General features: G+C 64.1%; 26 protein-coding genes. 15 read left to right on the forward strand and 11 right to left on the reverse strand.

The genetic code is table 11. The features are described from left to right. Positions 1 to 1,069: ABC transporter permease subunit (locus SO156_RS23420; RefSeq protein WP_498536404.1), on the reverse strand; the 1,069-nt coding region annotated here is incomplete at its 3' end. Between the two features lie 76 nt (positions 1,070 to 1,145). Continuing rightward, positions 1,146 to 2,468: an urea ABC transporter substrate-binding protein gene (urtA, locus tag SO156_RS23425; protein ID WP_498536405.1), complete on the reverse strand. Its 1,323-nt coding sequence runs from the start codon at positions 2,466 to 2,468 to the stop codon at positions 1,146 to 1,148. A 525-nt stretch (positions 2,469 to 2,993) separates the two neighbouring features. Between urtA and SO156_RS23430 the strand changes: the two genes are divergently transcribed. The 3 genes from SO156_RS23430 to SO156_RS23440 all read left to right on the forward strand — a co-directional run bounded on the left by SO156_RS23430 (position 2,994) and on the right by SO156_RS23440 (position 5,250). Beyond that, entirely contained in the window at positions 2,994 to 4,454 is a 1,461-nt protein-coding gene (locus SO156_RS23430) for a DEAD/DEAH box helicase (RefSeq protein ID WP_458145725.1), read from the forward strand. Positions 4,455 to 4,478: 24 nt separating this feature from the next. Then, on the forward strand, positions 4,479 to 4,769 hold the full coding sequence (gene infA, locus SO156_RS23435; RefSeq protein WP_283038182.1) for a translation initiation factor IF-1: 291 nt from the start codon (positions 4,479 to 4,481) through the stop codon (positions 4,767 to 4,769). 268 nt (positions 4,770 to 5,037) lie between these two features. Next, the gene (locus tag SO156_RS23440; protein ID WP_283038183.1) at positions 5,038 to 5,250 is read left to right on the forward strand and encodes a cold-shock protein; all 213 of its coding nucleotides are present in this window, start codon (positions 5,038 to 5,040) and stop codon (positions 5,248 to 5,250) included. 84 nt (positions 5,251 to 5,334) lie between these two features. Here SO156_RS23440 and SO156_RS23445 read toward each other — a convergent pair whose 3' ends face one another. The 4 genes from SO156_RS23445 to SO156_RS23460 all read right to left on the reverse strand — a co-directional run bounded on the left by SO156_RS23445 (position 5,335) and on the right by SO156_RS23460 (position 8,202). Beyond that, positions 5,335 to 5,916 (reverse strand): TadE/TadG family type IV pilus assembly protein, encoded by a 582-nt coding sequence (locus tag SO156_RS23445; protein ID WP_498536406.1) that lies wholly within the window; start codon positions 5,914 to 5,916, stop codon positions 5,335 to 5,337. Positions 5,917 to 5,939: 23 nt separating this feature from the next. Further along, entirely contained in the window at positions 5,940 to 6,527 is a 588-nt protein-coding gene (locus SO156_RS23450; protein WP_498536407.1) for a TadE family protein, read from the reverse strand. Positions 6,528 to 6,674: 147 nt separating this feature from the next. Then, positions 6,675 to 7,172: a pilus assembly protein N-terminal domain-containing protein gene (locus SO156_RS23455; protein WP_458145722.1), complete on the reverse strand. Its 498-nt coding sequence runs from the start codon at positions 7,170 to 7,172 to the stop codon at positions 6,675 to 6,677. A gap of 202 nt (positions 7,173 to 7,374) precedes the next feature. Next, a complete protein-coding gene (locus SO156_RS23460) occupies positions 7,375 to 8,202 on the reverse strand; it encodes a sterol desaturase family protein (RefSeq protein ID WP_458145721.1) in 828 nt (275 codons plus the stop codon). A 287-nt stretch (positions 8,203 to 8,489) separates the two neighbouring features. Here SO156_RS23460 and SO156_RS23465 point away from each other — a divergent pair, with 287 nt between their 5' ends. The 10 genes from SO156_RS23465 (at position 8,490) to SO156_RS23510 (ending at position 17,400) form a co-directional block, all read left to right on the forward strand. Next, complete coding sequence (locus SO156_RS23465; protein WP_027521689.1) at positions 8,490 to 8,654, forward strand: Flp family type IVb pilin; 165 nt, start codon at positions 8,490 to 8,492, stop codon at positions 8,652 to 8,654. Positions 8,655 to 8,732: 78 nt separating this feature from the next. Then, positions 8,733 to 8,867, forward strand: coding sequence for a hypothetical protein (locus SO156_RS23470; protein ID WP_458145747.1), 135 nt, complete (start codon positions 8,733 to 8,735; stop codon positions 8,865 to 8,867). A gap of 99 nt (positions 8,868 to 8,966) precedes the next feature. Continuing rightward, positions 8,967 to 9,491 (forward strand): A24 family peptidase, encoded by a 525-nt coding sequence (locus tag SO156_RS23475; protein ID WP_498536408.1) that lies wholly within the window; start codon positions 8,967 to 8,969, stop codon positions 9,489 to 9,491. Between the two features lie 128 nt (positions 9,492 to 9,619). Continuing rightward, positions 9,620 to 10,420 (forward strand): Flp pilus assembly protein CpaB, encoded by an 801-nt coding sequence (cpaB, locus tag SO156_RS23480; protein ID WP_498536409.1) that lies wholly within the window; start codon positions 9,620 to 9,622, stop codon positions 10,418 to 10,420. Positions 10,421 to 10,437: 17 nt separating this feature from the next. Beyond that, positions 10,438 to 11,916 carry a type II and III secretion system protein family protein gene (locus SO156_RS23485; RefSeq protein WP_458145718.1) on the forward strand — a complete coding sequence of 493 codons (1,479 nt, stop codon included), beginning with the start codon at positions 10,438 to 10,440 and terminating at the stop codon, positions 11,914 to 11,916. A gap of 21 nt (positions 11,917 to 11,937) precedes the next feature. After that, positions 11,938 to 12,675 carry a CpaD family pilus assembly protein gene (locus SO156_RS23490; RefSeq protein WP_458145717.1) on the forward strand — a complete coding sequence of 246 codons (738 nt, stop codon included), beginning with the start codon at positions 11,938 to 11,940 and terminating at the stop codon, positions 12,673 to 12,675. Continuing rightward, positions 12,672 to 13,940, forward strand: a complete 1,269-nt coding sequence (locus tag SO156_RS23495; RefSeq protein ID WP_458145716.1) for a CpaE/TadZ family protein — start codon at positions 12,672 to 12,674, stop codon at positions 13,938 to 13,940. Before SO156_RS23490 ends, SO156_RS23495 begins: the two co-directional genes overlap by 4 nt. Before the next feature lie 20 nt (positions 13,941 to 13,960). Continuing rightward, on the forward strand, positions 13,961 to 15,424 hold the full coding sequence (locus tag SO156_RS23500; protein ID WP_458145715.1) for a TadA family conjugal transfer-associated ATPase: 1,464 nt from the start codon (positions 13,961 to 13,963) through the stop codon (positions 15,422 to 15,424). 13 nt (positions 15,425 to 15,437) lie between these two features. Continuing rightward, complete coding sequence (locus SO156_RS23505) at positions 15,438 to 16,415, forward strand: type II secretion system F family protein (RefSeq protein ID WP_458145714.1); 978 nt, start codon at positions 15,438 to 15,440, stop codon at positions 16,413 to 16,415. 10 nt (positions 16,416 to 16,425) lie between these two features. Beyond that, positions 16,426 to 17,400, forward strand: coding sequence for a type II secretion system F family protein (locus SO156_RS23510; RefSeq protein ID WP_458145713.1), 975 nt, complete (start codon positions 16,426 to 16,428; stop codon positions 17,398 to 17,400). Positions 17,401 to 17,526: 126 nt separating this feature from the next. Here SO156_RS23510 and SO156_RS23515 read toward each other — a convergent pair whose 3' ends face one another. Both SO156_RS23515 and SO156_RS23520 read right to left on the reverse strand, forming a co-directional pair. Then, positions 17,527 to 18,333 (reverse strand): tetratricopeptide repeat protein, encoded by an 807-nt coding sequence (locus SO156_RS23515; protein ID WP_498536410.1) that lies wholly within the window; start codon positions 18,331 to 18,333, stop codon positions 17,527 to 17,529. A 194-nt stretch (positions 18,334 to 18,527) separates the two neighbouring features. Continuing rightward, on the reverse strand, positions 18,528 to 18,731 hold the full coding sequence (locus SO156_RS23520; RefSeq protein WP_498536411.1) for a hypothetical protein: 204 nt from the start codon (positions 18,729 to 18,731) through the stop codon (positions 18,528 to 18,530). 193 nt (positions 18,732 to 18,924) lie between these two features. Between SO156_RS23520 and SO156_RS23525 the strand changes: the two genes are divergently transcribed. Both SO156_RS23525 and SO156_RS23530 read left to right on the forward strand, forming a co-directional pair. Continuing rightward, the gene (locus tag SO156_RS23525; RefSeq protein WP_498536412.1) at positions 18,925 to 20,301 is read left to right on the forward strand and encodes a leucyl aminopeptidase family protein; all 1,377 of its coding nucleotides are present in this window, start codon (positions 18,925 to 18,927) and stop codon (positions 20,299 to 20,301) included. Beyond that, positions 20,294 to 21,136 (forward strand): C40 family peptidase, encoded by an 843-nt coding sequence (locus SO156_RS23530; protein WP_498536413.1) that lies wholly within the window; start codon positions 20,294 to 20,296, stop codon positions 21,134 to 21,136. Before SO156_RS23525 ends, SO156_RS23530 begins: the two co-directional genes overlap by 8 nt. A 111-nt stretch (positions 21,137 to 21,247) precedes the next feature. On the opposite strand, the gene SO156_RS23535 is transcribed toward SO156_RS23530, so the two are convergent. The 3 genes from SO156_RS23535 to SO156_RS23545 are packed head-to-tail and all read right to left on the reverse strand — an operon-like array spanning position 21,248 to position 25,176. Continuing rightward, a complete protein-coding gene (locus tag SO156_RS23535; protein ID WP_458145708.1) occupies positions 21,248 to 22,885 on the reverse strand; it encodes an ABC transporter ATP-binding protein in 1,638 nt (545 codons plus the stop codon). Between the two features lie 3 nt (positions 22,886 to 22,888). After that, the gene (locus SO156_RS23540; RefSeq protein WP_458145707.1) at positions 22,889 to 24,067 is read right to left on the reverse strand and encodes an ABC transporter permease; all 1,179 of its coding nucleotides are present in this window, start codon (positions 24,065 to 24,067) and stop codon (positions 22,889 to 22,891) included. After that, a complete protein-coding gene (locus tag SO156_RS23545; protein WP_498536414.1) occupies positions 24,067 to 25,176 on the reverse strand; it encodes a microcin C ABC transporter permease YejB in 1,110 nt (369 codons plus the stop codon). The genes SO156_RS23540 and SO156_RS23545 overlap by 1 nt, the downstream gene beginning before the upstream one ends. Positions 25,177 to 25,179: the final 3 nt, after the last annotated feature.

Below are 25,179 nucleotides of genomic sequence, written 5' to 3' on the forward strand. Positions count from 1 at the left end.
AGGCGGTGCGCACCGCCTGCTGGAGCACCAGGGACAGGCCCCAGGTCGCGAGCAGCGTCTCCAGCGGGCGGCCGTAGAGGAAGCGGATGATGCTGCGCTCGATCAAGACACCGATCGCACCCGACACCAGGAAGGCGAGCGGCACGGCGATCAGCAGCGAATAGTCGAACAAGGCGGGATAGCGGGTGCGGATCACCTCCTGCACCACGAAGGTGGTGTAGGCGCCCAGCATCACCATCTCGCCGTGGGCCATGTTGATGACACCCATCACGCCGAAGGTGATGGCGAGGCCGATCGCGGCGAGCAGCAGCACCGAGCCGAGCGACAGGCCATACCAGGCGTTCTGCACCGTGGACCAGACCGCGAGCGAGCTCTGGATCGAGCCGATCGCGCTGGCCGCGGCCTTGGTCACCGAAGCCGGCTGGTCGGTGCCGATATCGGAGAGGAGGGCCAGCGCGTCCTGGTCGCCGCGCGCCTTGATGGTGGCAACGGCCTCGAGCTTCTGGACTTCGGTCGCATCGGACTTGAACAGCAGGATCGCAGCGCGCGCTTCTCCGAGCGCAGTCTTGGCGGATCTGTTGGTCTCCTTCGAGAGCGCGCTTTCAACAGCCTCGAGTGCCGTCTCTTCGTGCGATTTGAAGACCGATTGCGCGGCCTGGATGCGTGTCGAAAGATCCGGCGACTGGAGCGTCAGGCTGCCGAGCGCGGCATCGACACTGCGGCGCAGGCGGTTGTTCAGGCGAACCGCGCTGGCGCTGTCGGGAACGCTCGCGACCGGCTGGCCGGTCGCGGCATCGATCGACTTGCCGTCGGTACCGGTGACGTAAACTTTCTTGCTGTCCGGATCGGCCATCAGACGGCCGTCCTGCAACGCACTGATGATCGGAAAAGCGAGCGGATTTCCGCTGCTCGCAACTACACCGATCGCTTCCTCGGTGTCGGAAAACTCGTCGTTGGCGAACTTGGCGACCGCATCCTCGAACGGACCGGCCAAGGCCGGCGCGGCAAATGCGACCAGAAGCAACGCGAGCACGAGCGTGCGAAGGCGCGCGAATAGAATGGCTGGCACTGTGAGAACCCCGGCAGAAACAGGTGGAGAAGGCGGCGGGAGCGCCGCCTTCTCCGTGTCGTCAGTCAGGTGCGGATCAGGAACCCGCTCCAAGGCACTTGTTGGTCTTGACGTTGTAGTTGCCGCACTTCTTCTCGACCCAGTCGCCGATCAGGTCTTTGGAGCCTTCCAGCTCCTTCGACCAGGCGTCGCCCGGAACGAGGCTCGGCGTCTTCCAGACCACGTCGAACTGGCCGTTGCCCTTGATCTCGCCGATGAACACCGGCTTGGTGATGTGGTGGTTCGGCAGCATCTTCGACACGCCACCGGTCAGGTTCGGCGCCTCGATGCCGGGAAGCGCATCGATCACCTTGTCCGGATCGGTCGACTTCACCTTCTCGACCGCCTTCACCCACATGTTGAAGCCGATCACGTGCGCTTCCATCGGGTCGTTGGTGGTGCGCTTCGGGTTCTTGGTGTAGGCCTGCCACTCCTTGATGAACTTCTCGTTCGCGGGTGTCTTGATCGACTCGAAGTAGTTCCAGGCAGCGAGATGGCCGACCAGCGGCTTGGTGTCGATGCCGGCGAGCTCTTCCTCACCCACCGAGAACGCGACCACCGGGATGTCCTTGGCCTTGATGCCCTGGTTGCCGAGCTCCTTGTAGAAGGGAACGTTGGCGTCGCCGTTGATGGTCGAGACCACCGCGGTCTTCTTGCCGGCCGAGCCGAACTTCTTGATGTCGGCCACGATCGTCTGCCAGTCGGAGTGACCGAACGGGGTGTAGTTGATCATGATGTCTTCCTGGGCGACACCCTTCGACTTCAGGTAGGCTTCCAGGATCTTGTTGGTGGTGCGCGGATAGACGTAGTCGGTGCCCGCGAGCACCCAGCGCTTCACCTTCTCTTCCTTCATCAGGTAGTCGACGGCGGGGATCGCCTGCTGGTTCGGCGCAGCACCCGTGTAGAACACGTTGCGCTCGCTCTCCTCACCCTCGTACTGCACGGGATAGAACAGGATGTTGTTCAGCTCCTTGAAGACCGGGAGCACCGACTTGCGCGACACCGAGGTCCAGCAGCCGAACACGACGGCAACCTTGTCCTTGGTGATCAGCTCGCGCGCCTTCTCGGCGAACAGCGGCCAGTTCGAAGCGGGATCGACGACGACGGCCTCGAGCTTCTTGCCGAGCACGCCGCCCTTCTTGTTCTGCTCGTCGATCAGGAAGAGGATAGTGTCTTTCAGCGTGGTCTCGCTGATGGCCATGGTGCCTGAGAGAGAATGCAGCACACCGACCTTGATGGTGTCGTCCGCGGCCTTTGCGCCGGTAAAGGAAGCCAGACCGAGCAACAGTCCGGCGGTCGCGGCGAGCAGGCCGCGGCGGCTAAATGACGCCGCTATATCGTGAGTGGATTTAGTAAGCATGAGGTATCATCTCCCTGACGCAGACGTGAAAACGCTGCGAGACGGCCCCACGGCCGCCTGCGATTAACGGAATCGCAAGAACCATGCCATGGGCCTGGAGACGGCTAAGCTACTGCTACGTAATAGGGATTTTGCTGGAACCAAAAATTTAACAGACTTGGTCGGCCCAAATATTGAGCAAAAAAAATGTATGCTTATGCGGCAGACAGTCTATTTTTTGATCAGAATTCGCCCACTGTCTAAATTTCCGGCATAACTATTCGTGCACCGCAACGCCAAGCTGCGGCAGCGCCGCCTTGAAAGCGCCCCCGGGATGTTCCATATGAAGGGCTGAGATCCGAATCATCCGAATGATCAACGGGTCGTAGCGAGCCGCGTGTTCTTAAGCCCGTTTGGGCCTCTGGCTTGCCCCTCTCATCAAGCAATCCGACACCCCAAACACGCAGGTGTCTTCTCGACACCCTTGCGCGCGCCACGCGGAAACAGCGTGGGCGCTCGCTTTTGACATTGGAAAGAACCCCTCTTTTGACTTCCTTTCAGGACTTCGGCCTGGCCGATCCCATTTCGCGTGCCCTCAAAGAAGAGAACTACGTCACGCCGACCCCCATTCAAGCCCAGACCATCCCGCTGGCATTGACCGGACGGGACGTCGTCGGCATTGCCCAGACGGGCACCGGCAAGACCGCATCCTTCGCGCTGCCGATCCTGCACCGCCTGCTGGACAACCGCGTCAAGCCGCAGCCCAAGACCTGCCGCGTGCTCGTGCTGTCGCCCACCCGCGAGCTGTCCGGCCAGATCCTCGACAGCTTCAACGCCTATGGCCGCCACATCCGCCTGTCCTCGACGCTCGCCATCGGCGGCGTGCCGATGGGCCGCCAGGTCCGCGCGCTCATGCCTGGTATCGAGGTGCTGGTGGCCACCCCCGGCCGCCTGCTCGATCTCGTGCAGAGCAACGGGCTGAAGCTTTCGAGCGTCGAGTTCCTCGTGCTCGACGAAGCCGATCGCATGCTCGACATGGGCTTCATCAACGATATCCGCAAAATCGTCGCCAAGCTGCCGATCAAGCGTCAGACGCTGTTCTTCTCGGCCACCATGCCGAAGGACATCGCCGAGCTCGCCGACTCGATGCTGCGCGACCCGGCGCGCGTCGCCGTCACACCGGTGTCCTCGACGGCGGAACGCATCCGCCAGCGCATCATCCAGGTGGATTTCTCCGCCAAGCCCGCGTTCCTGACCAAGCTCCTGAAGGACGAGCCGATCGACCGCGCACTGGTTTTCACCCGCACCAAGCACGGCGCCGACAAAGTGGTGAAGACGCTGGCCAAGGCCGGCATCGCCTCCAACGCCATTCACGGCAACAAATCGCAGAACCATCGCGAGCGGACGCTGGCCCAGTTCCGCTCAGGTGAGATCCGCACGCTGGTGGCCACCGACATCGCCGCCCGCGGCATCGATGTCGACGGCATCAGCCACGTCATCAATTTCGACCTGCCGAACGTGCCGGAGACCTATGTCCACCGGATCGGTCGAACCGCGCGGGCCGGCGCCGACGGCACCGCGATCTCGCTGGTAGCAGGCGGCGAGGAACTCAGCTATCTCCGCGACATCGAGCGCCTGATCCGTGTCGCGCTTCCGCGCGAGGATCATCGCACCGATGCCGGCCGTGAGGCGGCGCATGCGCCGTCTGCTCCGGCGAAGCAGCATCGTCCGGGCCGCCCTGGTCCGCGGCCGCACGGCGCGCGGCATGGTGATGGCCGGCACGGCGATGGCCGGCATGTGGATGCCAGGCCCGGGGACGGCCACAAGGCCTCAAAGGGGTCTCGCCGCCACCGTTCCGGTGGTAAGATGAATTCGTCACCAAACGATCGGCCGGAACAGCGCCCCGCGCATGGCGCCGGCCACTCTGATGGGATACAAGGCGTTGCGTTTTTACGCCGCGAGAGTCGTCCGAACGGTCGACCCAATCGCAAACCCTTTTCGCACTAGCCGTCCCACGACCTGGAGAAATTCATGGCTAAGGAAGAGCTGATCCAGTTCGAAGGACTGGTCACCGAAATCCTCCCCGACGCGCGCTACCGCGTGCAGCTCGACGCCGGGCACGAGATCGTCGCCTACACCGCCGGCAAGATGAAGAAGAACCGCATCAAGACGCTGGCGGGGGATCGCGTGACGGTGGAGATGTCACCCTATGACCTCGAGAAAGGACGGCTGATTTTCCGCCACAAGGACGAACGTCCGGGTCCGGCCGGCGGCCCGCCGCGGGGCGCGGCTCAACGCGGTGGTCAGTTCCGCCGTCGTTAAGGCCGCGGCCGCGCCGCGGTACGGAAATAAAGTTCTGACCTGATGCGATCTGCCGCCCACCCGGGCGGCGGATCAAAAAATCGTGCACGTCAGGATTGTCTTGAAAATCCCTTTCCAATAAAATGAGTTAATCGATTTTCGGCCGGACGACATTAGCATCCACCGGTACAGCCGGTTCAGACACGCTGACGACCCTTCCAAAAATTCGATCGAACCAGCCCGCGAGAGTGGGCTTTGACATTGTTTTATCTGAGAAGGGACTACCCACGTGAGCATGGGAACCGTGAAGTGGTTTAACGCGACCAAAGGCTATGGCTTCATTCAGCCCGACGACGGCGGCAAGGACGTGTTCGTGCACATCAGCGCCGTGGAACGTGCCGGCCTCGGCACGCTGCGCGAAGGCCAGAAGATCTCCTACGAGATCGTGGCTGATCGCCGGTCCGGCAAGTCGGCAGCCGACAACCTCCGCTCCGCCGGCTGAGGCCGGCCCGCTCCGAGCGGACTTGGGCGAACGAAAAGGCCGTGCGTTGCGCGCGGCCTTTTTTCATGTCCGAAGACGAGGCGCTCAGTAGGTCGTGCAGCTCGTCGACGGGCTGTAATAGACGCAAGTCGATTGACGCGGGCGCGTATAGGCGACGTCGCTGAGCGTGATCGCGCTCTTGAGTGCGTAGCCGATCGTCGGCGTGTACACGTAGCTGACCTCGCTGAAGATCAGATAGGTACCCCCAATCGCGAGCGTCGAGGGGATGCTCACCACCGAAGCCTGCGATCGCGCCGAGGAACCCTTGCTCCATTGAACGTGCGCCACCTTGGTCGTGGGATCGACGTAGAGCTCGCTGATCGTCGCCGAGGTGACCGAGCTGTCGTAGTATGGCGTCATGATGCCGTAGGACGCCGCGAAGAAATTGGTCATGTCGGTGTCGCCGACCGAGGTCGATTGCGAGGTGAGGTCGGACAGCGTCCGCGCCATTATCGTGACCTTGCGGTCGATCGCGATTGCTGACGAGAACTCGACGGTACCGAAGAACATCACCAACATCAGCGGCACCACCACCGCGAACTCGGTCGCCGCCAGCGCGCCGCTGTCCACGCCGAAATCGCGCGCGGAGGAGACAGCGTTTCGCCAGATGTTCGCAATCGCCTGCATGGTTCTGCCCGGGGCCGTTGGCATCAGTTGGAGTAGGGTTCGTTCTTGAAGGCGGCCGTCGCGACCAGGAGGCGCTTGTTGCCCGCGAGGTTCGAGGGGTTGTAACCGAGCCCGGTGACATAGAGCGGCCACTGGTAGAACAGCCGGACGACCACGATGTCGCCAGCGCTGCCGGCGCTATAACTCATGCTGGAATCGAAATCGCCGGCCGAATCGATGTGGCTCGACAGCGTCACCGATGAGAACGACGAATAGCTCAACACCTCGACGTAGAGGCTATTGCAATCGAAGAACACCGCCGGGATCAGGGTGCAGACGTAGCTCTTGAACGTCGTCTGCGTGCAGGCCGCGGCCACACCGGAGACCGCGCAGGCCGACACCGAGCCGGTCTGCGCCTGGCCGGTCAGGACCGAGCGCGCAGCATCCTGCGTGACGGTCTCGAGCACCTGGCCTGCGAAGAACATGAGGGCGGTCTCGATGATCGCGAACAGCAGCGCGAAGAAGATCGGCGCGACAAGCGCGAACTCGACCGCCGCAGAGCCGCGGCGGTTGCGGCGAAACCGCTGGAACTGGCTGCGCAACGAGAACGTCCGGGCGGCGGGCGACGGCATCGCGAAAAGACCCTGTGGCGGCAGTGAGACTCTGCCTCTCACATGAAACGAACGACTCGCCCGTTTCAGGCGGTCCAAGATGTCCGTGGAGGATATCTTGCCCGTTTCGGGTCCTGCGGAGCGCGGCCCCAGGCCGCGGCCGGCGGCTTAGTTGGTCTTGGCCGCCGAACTGGCGTTGCCGCTGGCCGTGTTGCTCAGCGCACCGGCCTGACCGATCGTGTTGTTGAAATAGGTATCGCTGTCGCCGAGCGTCACGCGGCGCTGGCAGGTCGGCATGCAGCTATAGGACTCGCGCTCGATGCCGCGATAGACGGTAACGAGCCGGTCGCTCGGTCCTTCGACCTGGATCTGCCGGTCGACGAGGATCTCCCCGCCTCGGTCCAGCGCGATGAAGTTGGTGGCGCCGTAGCCCTTGCCGGTCACCACGATCATGCCGCCCGGCTGGAGCGTGACGTCAGCGATCAGGGGATTGCCGACCACGATGGTCGCGACTTTTCCAGGCAGCTTCACCAGCTTGGCCTGGTCGACATTGACCGCGATGGCGTCGCTTGAGGATTCGGCAAGACCGGCTGCCGGCGATGCCAGGACGGCGGCCGCAACCAGGACACAAACACGCGCGTGACGGCGCAGAAACTCTGTACGCATACTCTACCCCGGGACGTAACCTGGCCGGCTAAAAGCGATACAAGGCGGAGCCGACGCCCGACCCGTCTAAACTGACCTCAATTCATGAACGTTCCGCAAACGCGAGGGTTAAAGCCTGATGCGATCGGGCAAAAAAACGTCGCGCTTTGGAAAATCGACGCACACTTTCCGCTAACGCGGCCTCCGGGTTCGGTTCTCGCCTTTACTGCCGGAACGGATAGGCGAGCTGGCCGCCGATCTCGCTCGGCATCTCCGCTTCGTCCTTGCCATAGTCCTGCGGCAGCTCGTTCGCCGGCATCCGGAAGGTCCCGAACAGGATGTCCCAGAGCGGGAAAGTGCCGGCAAAATTGGTATTGCCGCCCTGCTCGAGCGAGGTGTGGTGCCAGCGGTGAAACACCGGCGTCGCCAGTACATATTTGAACGGTCCGAGCGTCCAGTTGAGATTGGCGTGCACGAAGGCAGAGTGGAAGGTGGTGAACGGCCCGAGCCAGATCATCACGTTCGGCGAGATGCCGGCGGTGAGCAGCACGACGTCGACACCGATCGTGCCGAGCACCAGATTCACCGGATGGAAACGCGCCGCCGAGATCCAGCCCAGCTCCTCCGAGGAATGGTGGATCGCGTGGTACTTCCAGAAGCCGCCACCGTGAAACAGCCGGTGCAGCCAGTACAGCATGAAATCCGACAGGACGAGGAACAGCCCCGCCTGAGCCCATAGCGGCAGCTCCGACAGCGGACCGTGACCGTTGTCGTAGAAGGCGATCAGCTCGTCGGGACCGTGGATGTTGAAGACGACGCCGGCGGCGACGATCAGGAGCCCGATCCGCATCGTGCGAGCGAACACCGGCACGAAGAACCAGTAGCAGATGTCGGTGACGATCTCGCGTTTGCGCCACCACGGCACGCCGGGATTGCAGGCCCAGAAATGCTCGAGCACCGTGAAGACCACCGCGAGCGCCGCGGTAACGGGAATGACCTTTGCGATGGTCTCGCCAAGCATCAAGGCGACGTCCATGGGCAGGCTCGACATCAGCGTCTCATCTCTCATCTGTGCATCGGCTTTACGCCTACGCTTCGAAATTTAAGGGAGCGTGAAGCCGCTCCGCACATTGGCGAACTTTGTTCCCGTGGGCCGCAAGTACGTCGAATTTTCGAATGCGCGCCTTAAGAAGAAATTGACTCTGCTCAAAAGCATCGCGCCACGATCGAGTTTCCGTGATCAGGTTAACCCTACCGCAACGGCTGAGCTCTCATCCTCGCAATGCTTGAGAATTGCGCCGAACGAGGCCACCCCACACCCACATGGAGTTTTTGCTCATGAAGAATCTGATTGCGCGTTTCGTGAAGGATGAATCCGGCGCGACCGCCATCGAGTACGGCCTGATCGCCGCCGGCATCGCGCTCGCGATCATCACCGTCGTCAACAACCTCGGCACCTCGCTGAACTCCAAGTTCGGCTCGATCAGCAGCTCGCTGAAATAAGCGTACGACCAGTTGCAACAGAAGCCCCGGATACGTCCGGGGCTTTGTCTTTCCGGAAAGACTCGAGTTCCAGTGGCCTTGCGTAAAACCAGAACCGATGCCGTGTTCGAGACGGCCGCTTCCGCGCAAAGCGAGGCGCCGACCTATTGGGTCTGCCTTGCACTGTTGCTCGCACTCGTCGCGCTCACGGCCCGGATTGCCAGCATCTGGTGATCTCCGCTGCATTCCCGTTTCAGGTTTGTTTAGCACTGGCAGCTAAAATCCCGCGAGCCCCGATCCCGCGCCGGCCAGCGCTCCTTCAAGAAGCAGATCATGATCCTCGACCTCGCGCGCCTTCTGCTCTTCCCGGCCCTGATCGCCTTCGCCGCCGCGAGCGACCTGTTCACGATGACCATCTCGAACCGGGTGTCGCTGGCGCTGGTCGCCGGCTTCTTCGTTGTTGCTTTGGCGGGCGGCATGGCGCCTTACGACATGCTGACCCATGTCTGCGCCGGTGCCCTGATGCTGGTCGTCGCATTCGGCTGCTTTGCCATGGGCTGGGTCGGTGGCGGCGATGCGAAAGTCGCAGCCTCCGTGGCGCTTTGGTTCGGCTTTGCCCAGTTGATGAACTTCCTGCTCTACGCATCGCTGTTCGGCGGCGCGCTGACCTTGCTGCTGCTCCAATTCCGGCAATGGCCGTTGCCTTACGGACTTGCCGGACAGGCCTGGCTCGCGCGGCTGCACGCCAAGGAGACGGGCATCCCCTACGGCATCGCGCTCGCGATCAGCGCACTGATGGTCTATCCGGAGACGGAATGGGTGAAAGCGATTGATCTCGCTCACCTCGCGCTGCGCTGAACACACCGGATAAACCCGGCGTTAAGGCGATTTAGATACGCCTCATTAACCATGCTTTGACGTTTAGCTGGTCAACTGCCAATCACGGCGGCGGCAGCGTCGCGGCGTTTTGTGGAAAGTGAAGCGTAATGAATACCGCACGCATTGTCGTCCTGACGGTCGCTATCGGTGCCGGCGGCATCGCCGCGTACCTGGCGAGCGGGTCCGACAGCCCGGCGCCGTCCCCGGCCGCGCCGGTCGCTCAGCTTCAAACCGTCGACGTCCTGGTGGCCAAGTCCGACATCGGCCTCGGTCAAACCGTCAAGCCTGAAGATATGCAGTGGCAGACCTGGCCGGCCGCGACCGCCAGCAGCACGTTCATCCGCCGCAACGAACGCCCCGACGCCACCACCCAGCTCATGGGCTCGATCGCCCGCGCGCCGTTCATCCAGGGCGAACCGATCCGCGAGCAGAAGCTGGTGAAGGCCGAAGGATCCGGCTTCATGGCCGCGATCCTGCCGAGCGGCATGCGCGCCGTCTCCACCGAAATCTCACCGGAGACCGGCGCGGGCGGCTTCATTTTGCCCAACGATCGCGTCGACGTCCTGTTGACGCGCCGCCTCAAGAACCAGGACCAAAGCGGCGGCGGCCAGGACATCGTCACGTCCGAGATCATCCTCGCAAATATCCGCGTGCTGGCCATCGACCAGGCGCCGAAGGAAAAGGACGGCCAGAACACGGTGGTCGGCAAGACCGTCACGCTCGAGCTCAGTCCTCAGCAAACCGCGGCACTTTCCGCCGCGCGCCAGAGCGGCACGCTGTCGCTGGCGCTGCGCAGCATTGCCGACGTCAACATGAGTGAGATCACGATCGACGACGCGGCGAAAAAGCGCGAGGGCGTTTCGATCATTCGCTTTGGCGTTCCGAGCCAGATCACGGCACAGAAGTGACGACGGGGACCTTCGATATGAAATGCAGGGGCAATCGGGCGGCGCTGCGGACCGGCACGGTCCGGGCCCTGTCGTTTTCAGCCGCGCTCGCACTGACGCTCAATCCGGCGCTCACCCCGGTCATCGCCGCCGACTATCGCAACGCGGCGCCGCCGGTCGCGGCCGACGGCCAGATGAACGCGCGCTTCCTGTCGCTCGGTGTCGGCAAGTCGATCGTGATCGACCTGCCGCGCGACATCAAGGACGTGCTGGTGGCCGATCCCAAGATCGCCAACGCCGTGGTCCGCTCGGCGCAGCGCGCCTATATCATCGGCGCCGCCGTCGGCCAGACCAACATCGTATTCTTCGATTCCGCCGGTCAGCAGATCGCGGCCTATGACATCGCGGTCAAGCGCGACCTCAACGGCATCCGCGCCGCGCTGAAGCAGGTCTCGCCCAACTCGGACATCCAGATCGACGGCCTCGGCGACAGCGTCATCCTGACCGGCACGGCGGCAAATCCGATCGAGGCGCAGCAGGCCAACGACCTCGCCGCGCGCCTTGCCGGCGGCGCCGACAAGGTGGTGAACTCCATCGCGGTCCGCGGCCGCGACCAGGTCATGCTGAAGGTGACGGTCGCCGAAGTCGCGCGCAACATCGTCAAGCAGCTCGGCATCGACCTCTCCGCCAATCTCGCTTACGGCACCGCAGTGGTGAACTTCACCAACTCCAACCCGTTCACGGCCTTGGGCCGTAACCTGGTGTCCGGCAACAGCCTGACCACGTCGTTCGGCTCGACTCCCTCCGTGCAGGCGACGCTGCGCGCGATGGAAACCGCGGGCGTGATCCGCACGCTCGCCGAGCCGAACCTGACCGCGATCTCGGGCGAGTCGGCGACCTTCATCGCAGGCGGCGAATTCCCGGTTCCGGCGGGCTATGCCTGCGATCCAACGACACACGTCTGTACCACCCAGATCAGCTTCAAGAAGTTCGGCATCTCGCTCAACTTCACGCCTGTGGTCCTGACCGAGGGCAAGATCAGCCTGCACGTCATGACCGAGGTCTCGGAGCTGTCCAACGACAACGCGATCACGCTGTCGCAGGCCGTAACCTCGACCTCGGTCAACTCGCTGACGGTGCCCTCGATCAAGACCCGGCGCGCGGACACGACGCTGGAAATTCCCTCCGGCGGCGCGATGGCGATGGCGGGCCTGATCCAGGAGCAGACCAAGCAGGCCGTCAGCGGCTTGCCCGGGCTGATGCAGCTCCCGGTGCTCGGTTCACTCTTCCGCAGCCGCGACTACGTCAACAATCAGACCGAGCTGATGGTGCTGGTGACGCCCTATATCGTGCGCGCCGTCGCGCAGAAGGACCTGTCGCGCCCGGATGACGGCTTTGCGGCACCCGCTGATCCGCAGGCCGAGCTGCTCGGCAACATCAACCGCATCTATGGCGTTCCGGGCCGGGTCGATCCTGCACGGAATTACCGCGGCACCTATGGCTTCATCACCGACTGAGGCGGAACGGGGACTACGAGAATGACCACCAGACCACCCCAGAATCGCAACAGTGCCCTGCGCGTCAGTGGCGCGCTCGTCGGCGTCGCGATCGCGCTCGGCGCCTGCACCCATACCGACGACGCCGTCACCGCCTCCATTCCCGAGGATTACAAGCAGCGCCACCCGATCGCGATCGAAGAGCAGAACCGCTCTATCGTTGTCTTCGTCGGTCACGCGCGCGGCGGCCTGACCGCAGCCCAGCGCGCCGACGTCATGGGCCTGGCGTCGACCTGGACGCATGAGGGCACCGGCGCGATCCATATCGACGTGCCGACCGATACGCCCAATGCACGCCCGGCCGCGGACTCTCTGCGGGAAATCCAGGCCATGCTGGCGGCCGCCGGCGTGCCGCCGCGCGGCGTCATCGTGCGCCGCTATCATCCCGAAGACCAGCGCTTCCTGCCGCCGATCCGCCTGACCTATTCCAGGATTGCCGCGGTCGCGGGTCCCTGCGGGTTATGGCCTGAAGATCTCGGCCCCTCGATCAAGAACCCGCGATGGTTCGAGAACAAGTCCTATTACAATTTCGGCTGCAGCTATCAGCGCAATATGGCTGCAATGATCGACAATCCGTCGGATCTCGAGCAGCCGCGGCCTGAAACACCGGCCTACACCATGCGCCGTAACGCCGCCTTCGAGAAGTATCGCAAGGGCATGCCGACGGCGATCACCTATCCCGAGGCCGAGAAGGCCAAACTCAGCGACACCGGCAAATGATCAGCTACGCTCGCCAGACTCAGGAAGAACAGCCGCAAGGCGCGCCGCCGCCGGCAGAGGAGCATATTGCACCTGCCCCGCGCGTCTCGGTCCAGGCCTTCTGCGAGACCGTGGAGACCGCCGCCGCCGTGCAGTCGGCCGGCGAGGACCGCCGCCTCGGCAAGGCTCATCTGAAGATCCAGATGGGCGGCATCGCGGCTGCGGCCGAGGCCTATCGCTCCGCCCCAACACCGAACGTGATCGTCCTGGAGAGCGACGGGCGGGCTGACCTGCTTGGCGGGCTCGACCAGCTCGCGACCGTCTGCGATGCCGGCACCCGCGTCGTCGTGATCGGCCGCATCAACGACGTCATGCTCTATCGCGAGCTCGTACGCCGCGGCGTCAGCGACTATGTGCTGGCACCGGTTGGGCCGATCGACGTGGTGCGATCGATCTGCAATCTGTTCTCTGCGCCGGAAGCCAAGGCGGTCGGCCGCATCATTGCAGTCGTCGGCGCCAAGGGCGGCGTCGGCGCCTCCACCATCAGCCACAACGTCGCCTGGGCGATCGCGCGCGACCTTGCGATGGACGCGGTGGTCGCCGATCTCGACCTCGCCTTCGGCACCGCCGGGCTCGACTACAACCAGGATCCGCCGCAGGGCATCGCCGACGCCGTCTTCTCGCCGGACCGTGTCGACACAGCCTTCGTCGACCGTCTGCTGTCGAAATGCACCGACCATCTGAGCCTGTTGGCCGCGCCCGCCACGCTCGAGCGGGTCTATGATTTCGGCACCGACGCCTTCGATGCCGTGTTCGACACGCTGCGCTCGACAATGCCATGCATCGTGCTCGACATCCCGCACCAATGGACGGGCTGGACCAAGCGCGCCCTGATCGGGGCGGACGACATCCTGATCGTGGCCGCACCCGACCTTGCGAACCTGCGCAACACCAAGAACCTCTTCGACCTCTTGAAGGCGGCCCGGCCGAACGATCGGCCGCCGCTGTACTGCCTGAACCAGGTCGGCGTCCCCAAACGGCCCGAAATCGCCGCCACCGAGTTCGCCAAGGCGATCGAGAGCCAGCCGATCGCCTCGATCCCGTTCGAGCCCCAGACCTTCGGCTCCGCGGCCAATAATGGCCAGATGATCGCGGAAATCTCGGCCAACCATAAGTCGATCGACATGTTCCTTCAGATCGCCCAGCGCCTGACCGGCCGCAGCGAGACCAAAAAGCAAAAGTCGTCGTTCCTTTCACCCCTGATTGAGAAGTTGCGCGGAAAATAGCCGCCGCATGGAGTTGTTAAGTGTTCGGTAAGCGTAGCGGAACAGACACCGATCTTCGGGCCCCCAAGCCCGGCGCCGTGTCGCCAGAGCCTGCCCAGGCCCCGGCGCCGAGTGTTTCGCGCGCGCCGCCGCCCCCCGCCATCGCCTCGCCGCCGCTGGCGCCGATCAAGGCTCCGCCGCCTCCGCCGATGGAGAGCCGCCGCTCGGACAATTACTACGAGGTCAAGGCAACGATCTTCGGCGCCCTCATCGAGGCGATCGACCTCGCCCAGCTCGCCAAGCTCGACTCCGAGTCCGCACGCGAGGAAATCCGCGACATCGTCAACGAGATCATCGCGATCAAGAACATCGTGATGTCGATCGCCGAGCAGGAGGAGCTGCTCGACGACATCTGCAACGACGTGCTCGGCTATGGCCCGCTCGAGCCGCTGCTGTCGCGCGATGACATCGCCGACATCATGGTCAACGGCGCCAACACCGTGTTCATCGAAGTCGGCGGCAAGATCCAGCGCACCGGCATCCGCTTCCGCGACAACCAGCAGCTCCTCAACATCTGCCAGCGCATCGTCAGCCAGGTCGGCCGACGCGTCGACGAATCCTCGCCGATCTGCGACGCCCGTCTTGCCGACGGCTCCCGCGTCAACGCCATCGTGCCGCCGTTGTCGATCGACGGTCCCGCACTGACCATCCGAAAGTTCAAGAAGGACAAGCTGACGCTGGATCAGCTCGTCAAGTTCGGCGCCATCACCCCCGAGGGCGCCGAGATCCTCCAGATCATCGGCCGCTGCCGCTGCAACGTGCTGATCTCCGGCGGTACCGGCTCGGGCAAGACGACGCTGCTCAACTGCATGACCAACTACATCGAGCACGACGAGCGCGTCATCACCTGCGAGGACGCGGCGGAATTGCAGCTCCAGCAGCCTCACGTGGTGCGGCTGGAAACCCGCCCGCCCAACATCGAGGGTGAAGGCCAGGTCACGATGCGCGAATTGGTGCGCAACTGCCTGCGTATGCGCCCCGAACGCATCATCGTCGGCGAGGTCCGCGGACCAGAAGCCTTCGACCTGTTGCAGGCCATGAACACCGGCCATGACGGCTCGATGGGCACGCTGCACGCCAACAATCCGCGCGAGGCGCTGTCGCGCTGCGAATCCATGATCACGATGGGCGGCTTCTCGCTGCCCTCGCGCACCATCCGCGAGATGATCTGCGCCTCCATCGACGTCATCATCCAGGCCGCCCGCCTGCGCGACGGTTCGCGCCGCATCACCCACATCACCGAGGTGATGGGCATGGAAGGCGACACCATCATCACCCAGGACGTCTTCCTCTATGATCTCGTGGGTGAGGACGCCAACGGCAAGATCATCGGACGGCATCGCTCGACCGGAATCGGCCGCCCCCGCTTCTGGGAGCGCGCCCGCTACTACGGCGAGGAGAAGCGCCTTGCCGCCGCGCTCGATGCGGCGGAAGCGAAGACTTGAGCGGTAACGCACCATGAAGATGCAGGTTCTCGCTCTCTCCTTTCTCGCCACCGCCGCCGTCGGCGGCATCGCCTGGGTTTTCCTCTATCCGCTGCTGTCCGGCGAGCGAAAGGCGGAGAGCCGGCGCGCCTCGGTCGCGCGCGCCGAGCCGGTCGCGGCACGGCAGGCCGAGAAAAGCCAGCGCTCGCGCCGCGAGCAGGTCGAGAGCACGCTCAAGGATCTCGAGCAGCGCCGCCTCAAGGAAAAGAGCGTTCCGCTCAGCGTGCGGCTGTCGCAGGCCGGGCTCGACTGGACGCCGCAGAAATTCTGGATCGTCTCCGCCGCGCTCGGCGGCGCGTTCTTCTTCGTCGCCATGTTCGTCGGCGGCGGATTGCTGGGGGCCGCAGGCCTTGCCTTCGCCGGCGGCCTCGGCCTGCCGCGCTGGCTGCTGAGCTTCCTGAAGAAGCGCCGCGAGAACAAGTTCCTGGCAGCGCTTCCGGACGCGGTCGACGTCATCGTCCGCGGCATCAAGGCCGGCCTGCCGCTGTTCGAATCGATCAAGGTCGTCGCCGCCGACTCGCCGGAGCCGCTGCGCAGCGAATTTTTGGCGATCATCGAGACCCAGGCCATCGGCATGCCGCTGGGTGAGGCCTGCTCGCGTCTCTATGAGCGCATGCCGCTGCCGGAGGCGAACTTCTTCGGCATCGTCGTCTCGATCCAGCAGAAGTCCGGCGGTAACCTCTCCGAGGCGCTGGGCAACCTCTCGAAGGTGCTGCGCGACCGCAAGAAGATGAAGGAAAAGATCCAGGCGATGTCGATGGAGGCCAAGGCCTCGGCCGGCATCATTGGCTCGCTGCCGCCGATCGTGATGTTCCTGGTCTATCTCACGACCCCGCAATACATCTCGCTGCTGTGGACCCACCCCACCGGCCAGCTCATGCTGGTCGGCTGCGTCGTCTGGATGTCGATTGGCATTCTGGTGATGAAGAAAATGATCAACTTCGACTTCTGACGGTGTGCGTATGGTCGATCTCCTCGTCACGAAACTACACGACGTTCACTTCATGACGATGCTGCTGGCGGCAATCGCCGCCAGCGCCACCGTCTACACGCTTGTGATGCCACTGTTCGCAGGCGAAGGCCTTGCCAAGCGCATGAAGGCGGTGGCAAGCGAGCGCGAGCGCATCCGGCAGCGCGAGCGCGACCGGCTCACCAAGACTGAGAAGGTTTCGCTGCGCCAGACGCCGAAGCAGCTCGTCTCCAGGGTGGTCGAGGACTTCAACCTCACCAAATGGCTGGCGCAGGAAGCCGCGCGCGAGAAGCTCGTGATGGCGGGCTATCGTGGCCAGGCGCCCTACATCACCTTCCTGTTCGCCCGCATGGTGACGCCGCTCGTGCTGTTCGTCGGCTCCATGCTCTACGTCTTCGTGATCGCGCATATGGAGAAGTCGCTGCCGATCAAGATCGGCATCTGCGTCGGTGCCGCCTATCTCGGCCTCCAGGCGCCGATGCTGTTCCTGAAGAACGCGATCTCCAAGCGCCAGCTTTCGATCAAGCGCGCCTTCCCCGACGCGCTCGACCTGCTGCTGATCTGCATCGAATCCGGCATGTCGGTCGAGATGGCGTTCCGGAAGGTCGCGACCGAGATCGTCGGCCAGTCGATCGCGCTGTCGGAGGAATTCACGCTGACCACGGCCGAGCTGTCCTACTTGCAGGACCGCAAGGTGGCCTATGAGAACCTGGCGCGGCGCACCGGCCTCGAAGGCGTCAAATCGGTCTGTCTCGCGCTCCAGCAGGCGGAGCGCTACGGCACCCCGCTCGGACATTCCTTGCGCGTGATGGCGCAGGAAAACCGCGACATGCGCATGAACGAGGCCGAGAAGAAGGCCGCCGCGCTGCCGCCGAAGCTGACCGTGCCGATGATCCTGTTCTTCCTGCCGGTGCTGTTCGTCGTCATTCTCGGACCGACCGGCATCAAGGTCTCCGAGCTGCATTGACGGCTCGCGGCGGGCCGCGTACCGGCCCGCGCCGTCGAACAAGCCTCGAACACGGTGAAATCAAGCGCGAGCCGAGTGCGCCTCGGCTCGCAAAGATTCAACAAGGCTCGTCCAGCTTTTGGCCGGCTATTCGGATTGGCTGAGGGAAGCGACCGGCATGCGCTTTGCCGCGTTGCGCGGCGCGTCGTTGCGGTTCAGCATTTCCTTGAGGTAGGCGACGTTGGCGGCGGCTTCGTCCGGCGGCAGATCGGCCTTGACGATCGTCTCGGCCTCCGCGAAGCGTCCCTGCAAGCCGACCACCAGCGCGAGATTCTGCCGCACCCGCGCATTGGCGCGTGGCGAGGCATAGGCCTGCCTGAGCGCCTCTTCCGCCCGCGGCAGCTCCTTCGTCAGCATGTAGGAAAGGCCGAGATTGGACAGGACGCCGGGATCGCCGGGCGTGATCTTCAGCGCGCTGACATAGTAGCGGCGCGCTTCCTCGTGCTTGCCCATCTGGTCGAGACAGGTGCCCTGCACGGAGAGCAGGCGCCAGTCCGGGTTGTCGGGCGAGTGCGCCTTCGACAGCACGTCGAAGGCCTGCTGGAAATTGCCGTTGTCGGCGAGTGCACGGCCATAGAGCGCCAGAAGCGGCTTGTTGCCGGGATGGGCGATGGTTGCCTGCTCCAGCACCGCGGCGGCCTGGGCCCGCTGGCCGTTGGCGCGCAGCGCCTGGCCATAGGCGAGCGCCGCGTCGGGATCCTTGGGGTTGGCGCGGTACCGCTCGCCATAGACGTCGGCGGCGCGGGCGGGGTCCGCGGGCGCTGCGGCTTCCGCGCGCGGCGTCACCGAGCCCGTGATGTCGGCCATGGTCTGGCAGCCGCCCAGGCTTGCGGCCAAGACCGCTACCAGCGAGCTGGACGCAAGAAGCCGGGCAACACAAGACCGCTGACGCATGACGCTTTGACTCTCGAGCCGATTGATCGAGCCGAACGCGCCAGCAATAGACTGTTAACCCTAACAGCCGGTTAACGCCGCCCGCGGCGCGGGTTGGCGCGCCGGCCGGCCCGGTTGAGGTCACCCCAAGATTTGGTGTCAGCTCTTCGCGCGAGCTGCGCAATCAGATCGCCAGTGGCATCGCGAGCCGCGGCTCAATATTCCATGGCCAGCCGCTTCCTGACCTCATCGATACGCTTGTCGAGCGCGTCGAAGCGCGCATGGACCGCGCGGTCGTGGAGATAGAAAACGTAGCCGCCGGCGATGAACGCGAAGATCCAGTGATGATGTTCGACATAGGTGAAGACCGCCTCGATGGCCTGGCCGAAAAACGCGACCACGCTCCACAGAAATTCCATTGCGTTCCCTCCCGGCACGTCTTGTCCCGCGGGCACTGACGCCGCGAGCGAGTTTTACCGGAACCTAGCATGATGACGGCGGACCGAGTAGCGGCTCGCGGGCGCGCCGGGTGGCGACGAAGCGATTGCAGGTGCCGCAAAACTCTGCGAAGTCTCCTGTCATCATCTGAACCATCTTGGGCCGGACCCGCCAATGCCTTCCGTATTCGAGTCGTCGTCTGCCGCCATTCCCATCACCTTCGTGACCAAATCGAGCTGGGATCAGGTCGCCGAGACGCTGGCGCCGCCGCAACGCCAGTTCGCAACGGCCAACGGCTTTGCCGCAAAGCCGGGCGCATATCTCGCTTTGCCGGCGCCGGACGGCGCAATCTCCCGGGTGCTGTTCGGGCTCGAGGACGACGTCGCGCGATCGCGCGACCTGTTCCGGCCAGGCAGCCTGCCGGGGTTGCTGCCGCCGGGGACCTATCGCTTCGCCAACGCACCGCATGATGCCCGCCTCGCCGCCCTCGCCTTTGCGCTCGGCAGCTATCGCTTTGCCCGCTACCGCAAGACGGATGCTCCCGAGGTCAGACTGGTGCCGCCCGATGGCATCGACGTCGCCGAAGTTGCGCGGATTGCCGATGCGGCGTGTCTGGCGCGCGACCTCGTCAACACGCCTGCCAACGACATGGGGCCGGAGGAGCTCGCTGCGGCCGCGCAGGCGCTCGCCGCCGAATTCGGCGCGAGCTTTGGCTGCATCGTCGGCGACGAATTGAAGGCGCAGAATTTTCCGCTGATCCATGCCGTCGGCATGGCTTCGACCCGCGCGCCGCGCCTGATCGACATCACCTGGGGCAACCCTGCGCATCCCAAGGTCACGCTGATCGGCAAGGGCGTCTGCTTCGACACCGGCGGGCTCGACATCAAGCCGTCGAGCGGCATGCTCATCATGAAGAAGGACATGGGCGGTGCGGCCAACGTACTGGCACTCGCGCGCATGGTGATGGATGCCAAGCTCAAGGTGCGGCTGCGCGTGCTGATCCCCGCCGTGGAGAACGCGATCGCCGGCAACGCCTTCCGGCCGCTCGACATCTTTCCCTCGCGCAAGGGGATCACGGTCGAGATCGGCAACACCGACGCGGAGGGCCGGCTGGTGCTGGCCGACGCACTGGCGCTGGCGGACGAGGAGAAGCCCGATCTGCTGATCGATCTGGGCACGCTGACCGGCGCCGCGCGCGTCGCCCTGGGGCCGGATTTACCGCCCTTTTACACCAATGATGAGACGCTTGCCGCCGACGTCGCGCGCTGCGCCGTCAGGGAGAACGATCCGTTGTGGCGCATGCCGCTATGGCCGGCTTACGATTCCTGGTTGGACTCCAAGACGGCCAACATCACCAACGCACCATCCGGAGCCTTCGCCGGCTCGATCACCTGCGCGCTGTTCCTGCAGCGTTTCGTCGAACAGGCGAAGAGCTGGCTGCACGTCGACATCTATGCCTGGACGCCATCGGCAAAACCCGCGCGCCCCGAGGGCGGCGAATGCCAGGCCGCGCGCGCACTCTACACACTCCTGAGCGAACGCTATGCATGATCCGCGGCTGACGCCGGCGCGCGGCGACATCGCCGCGAAATACCTCGAAGGCAAGGTGCAGGCCGAGCGCTTCGTCGAGGGCGAAGAGTTCGAGGTGGTCGAGGCGATCGCGCCGCTGCGCGAACAGCCGTCGTCGAGCGCGATGCTGATGACGGAGGCGCTGCGCGGCGAGCGCGTCACGGTCTACGAACGCAACGGCGAAGGCTGGGCCTGGGGTCAGCTCGTGAGCGACGGCTATGTCGGCTGGCTTCCCGATGCGGCCCTCGCCAAGCCCGCGGCTGCGCCGACGCACAAGGTCGGCGCCCTCCGGACCTTTGCTTTTCCAGGCCCATCGATCAAGCTGCCGCCATCCGACGCGCTCGTGATGGGATCGAAGGTTGTCGTGACACGCGACGACGGTCCCTTCGCGATCACCCGCGAGGGACACTATCTGCCGAGGACGCACGTCGTCGCTCTCGACCATCGCGAGGCAGATTTCGTCAGCGTGGCCGAGCGCTTCGTCGCCACGCCCTATCTCTGGGGCGGCAAGAGCTCACTCGGTATCGATTGCTCCGGGCTGGTCCAGGTTTCACTCACCGCCGCTGGCATCGGCTGCCCGCGCGACAGTGACATGCAACTGGCCGGTCTCGGGCGAGCCTTGGAACCGCATGAGAGGGCCAAGCTCCAACGCGGCGACCTGATCTTCTGGAAGGGCCATGTCGCGATCGTGCGCGATGGCAGCACCATGGTCCACGCCAATGCACATCACATGACGACGGTGATTGAGCCGATCGACCCGGCGATCGCGCGTATCAAGCTGGCCGGCAGCGAGATCGTCGCGATCAAGCGGCTCTGACCTCCGATCGTCACTATGGGGCACGCGAAGCGTGAACCCCAATGCGCAATTGCGCATTGGGGAATCTCGAGATCCGGGTTCGACCTTCGCATCGCCCCGGAGTGATAGCAACTACGTCGCCACCGACCCGTCGCCCGCCGTCTCCAGCCGGAACGCCGCCGCGAACAGCGCGCGTGTGTAATCGGTCTTCGGGTTCTTGAACAGCTCCGCCGCCTGCCCCTCCTCGACCACCTTGCCGCCGCGCATCACGATCAGATGGCTGGCGAGCGAAGCCACGACGCGCAAATCGTGCGAGATGAACATGTAGGTGAGATTGCGCTTGCGCTGCAATTCGCGCAGGAGGTCGACCATCTGCGCCTGGAACAGCATGTCGAGCGCGCTGGTCGGTTCGTCCAGCACGACGAAATCCGGCTCGAGCACGATCGCGCGCGCGATGCTGATGCGCTGGCGCTGACCGCCGGAGAATTCGTGGGGATAGCGGAAACGCGTCTCCGGATTGAGACCGACATCCTCGAGCGCCTTGATGACGCGCGCCTCGCGGTCTTCGCGCGACAGCTTCGGCTGATGCACCGAGAGCCCTTCGCCGACGATATCGGCGATCGACATGCGCGGGCTGAGCGAGCCGAACGGATCCTGGAACACGACCTGCATGTCGCGGCGGAACGGGCGCATCTCCTTGAAGCGCAGTCCCTGGATGTCTTTTCCCAGGAACACGATACGGCCGTTCGACGAGATCAGCCGCAACAGCGCGAGCCCGAGCGTGGTCTTGCCGGAACCGGACTCGCCGACGACGCCGAGCGTCTCGCCCTTGCGCACCGCGACACTGACGCCATCGACCGCCTTGATGTGGCCGACAGTCTTGCGCAGGAAGCCGCGCTTGATCGGAAACCAGACCTTCAGCGCATCCGCCGACATTACGAGCGGCGCGTTCGGCTGCGGCGGCGCCGGATCGGGCTTCGGCTCGGCCGCGAGCAGGTCGCGCGTATAGGGATGCTTGGGGCTGTTGAAGACCTGCTCGACCGGGCCCTGCTCGACGATCTTGCCGCCGTTCATCACGCAGACGGTGTCGGCGATGCGGCGCACGATGCCAAGATCATGGGTGATGAAGAGCAGGCTCATGCCGAGGCGCGAGCGGATCTCGGCCAGCAGCGCCAGGATCTGCGCCTGCACCGTGACGTCGAGCGCCGTGGTCGGCTCGTCCGCAATCAACAGGTCGGGCTCGTTGGCGAGCGCCATCGCGATCATCACGCGCTGGCGCTGGCCGCCGGAGAGCTGATGCGGATAGCTCGCGAGCCGCGTCTCGGGATCGGGGATGCCGACCTGCGTGAGCAACTCCAGCGTCCGCTTGCGCGCCAGCGCGTTGCTGGTCGGATTGTGGAGCTGGATGATCTCGCCGATCTGCGCCTCGATCGTGTGCAGCGGATTGAGCGAGGTCATCGGCTCCTGAAAGATGATGGAGATGTCGCTGCCGCGGATCCCGCGCATCTCCTGTTCCGAGAGGCTCAGGATTTCACGCCCCTTGAAGCGAATGCTTCCCGAGGGGTGCGAGGCGTTCGGATAAGGCAGGAGCTTCATGACCGAGAGCGCGCTGACCGACTTGCCGGAGCCGGATTCACCGACCAGCGCCACGCATTCGCCGCGCTTGATCTGGAACGACACCTTGTCGACGGCGAGCGTCGTGCCTGCGCCCTGGTGGAAGGCTACCGAGAGATCGCGCACGCTAAGCAGGGGCTGGTTGATCGCGTCCATCGCTTACCTGAACGTCTTGCGCGGATCGAAGGCGTCGCGCACCGCTTCGCCGGTGAAGATCAGGAGCGACAGCATGATCGCGACGGCAAAGAAGCCGGAGAAACCGAGCCACGGCGCCTGTACGTTGGCTTTGGCCTGCGACAACATCTCGCCGAGCGACGGCGAGCCGGGCGGCAGCCCGAAGCCCAGGAAGTCGAGGGCCGTGAGCGTCATCACCGACGAGGAGACGATGAACGGCAGGAACGTCATCGTCGCCACCATTGCGTTCGGCAACAGGTGCCGGAACATGATCACGGCGTTGGAGACGCCGAGCGCCCGCGCAGCCTGGATGTATTCGAAATTGCGCCCTCGCAAGAATTCCGCGCGCACGAGGCCGACCAGCGCCACCCAGTGGAACAGCACCATGATGCCGAGCAGGATGAAGAAACCCGGCGGCAGCACGGCCGATATGATGAGCAGCAGATAGAGATACGGTATCGCGTTCCAGATCTCGATGAAGCGCTGGAACAACAGATCGATCCAGCCGCCGAAATAGCCCTGCACGCCGCCGGCGATGATGCCGATGACGGACGAAACGATGGTCAGTGTCAGGCCGAACAGCACCGAGATGCGGAAGCCGTAGATCAGCCGCGCGACCACGTCACGGCCCTGGTCATCGGTGCCGAGCCAGTTGTATTCGAGATCGCGGCAGCTCTTCAGGCCCTTTTTCTCCACCACCGGCTTGCATTGCGCCTCCGTCAGCATCCAGGTCGGCGGCGACGGCGCGGGCGTCGGCAAATCGAGATTGTGGGTGTCGTAGGAATAGCGGATGAGCGGCCAGACGATCAGGCCCCCCTTGTCCTTGATCAGCTTCTGCAAATAGGGATCGCGATAGTCGGCCGCAGTCTCGAAGTCACCGCCGAAGGTGGTCTCCGAATAGGTGACGAAGGCGGGCCAGTAGAGACGACCATCGAACTTGATCACGAAGGGACGGTCGTTGGCGATCAGTTCGGCGAACAGGGAGACCACGAACAGGACCATGAATATCCAGAACGACCAGTAGCCGCGCCTGTTCGCCTTGAAGTTCTGCCAGCGCCGCCGGTTGAGCGGCGATGGCTCGAACGCCTTGCGCGTAGGCGGCACCGCCTCGCCCAGCGGCACTTGGGTCTTGGTCTCGATCGGGGTGGGCGCGGTGACCGTCATCAGACCTCCCGCGCCTCGAAATCGATCCGAGGATCGATCCACATATAGGTCAGATCGGAGATCAGGTTGACCACGAGACCCATCAGCGAAAAGATGTAGAGCGTGCCGAACACGACGGGATAGTCACGGTTGAGAACACTTTCGAAACCGAGCAGCCCGAGCCCGTCCAGCGAGAAGATGGTCTCGATCAGGAGCGAGCCGGAGAAGAAGGCGCTGATGAAGGCGCCGGGGAAACCCGCGATCACGATCAGCATGGCGTTGCGGAAGATGTGGCCGTAGAGCACCTGGCGCTCGCTGCAGCCCTTTGCCCGCGCAGTCATGACGTATTGCTTGCGGATCTCGTCCAGGAACGAGTTCTTGGTGAGAAACGTCATGGTCGCAAATGCACCGAGCGCCATCGAGATCAGCGGCAAGGTCAGGTGCCAGAAATAATCGAGGATCTTCCAGTACCAGGGGAATTGCGACCAGCCGTCCGATGTCAGCCCGCGCAGCGGGAACCAGTTGAAGAACGAGCCGCCGGCAAACAGGATGATCAGGAGGATCGCGAACAGGAAGCCGGGGATCGCGTAGCCGAGCACGATCACTGCCGAGGTCCAGGTGTCGAAACGTGCACCGTCCTTGACCGCCTTGCGAATGCCGAGCGGTATGGAGATCAGGTAAGTTATCAGCGTCAGCCAGATGCCGAGCGAGATCGAGACCGGCAGTTTCTCCTTGATGAGCTGAATGACGCTGACGGTGCGGAAATAGCTGGTGCCGAAATCGAACCGCGCGAAATTCCAGACCATCATCAGGAAGCGCTCGGGCGCCGGCTTGTCGAAGCCGAACTGCTGCTCCAGCTTCTTGATGAACTCGGGATCGAGCCCCTGCGCGCCGCGGTATTTCGAATTTGCGGCGTCGGCGCCGGCGCCGAGTTGTCCCGGCGCACGCTGCGCGAAGTCGCCGCCGCCCGAGATGCGCGAGCTGCCGCCGGTGTCGGCGCCGGAGAGCTGCGCAATGACGCGCTCCACCGGGCCGCCCGGCGCGAATTGCACCACGACGAAGGAGATGAAGAGGATCCCGAGCAGCGTCGGTATCATCAGGAGAATGCGGCGGGCGATATAGGCGCTCATGAG

Source organism: Bradyrhizobium sp. UFLA05-125 (assembly GCF_059803515.1).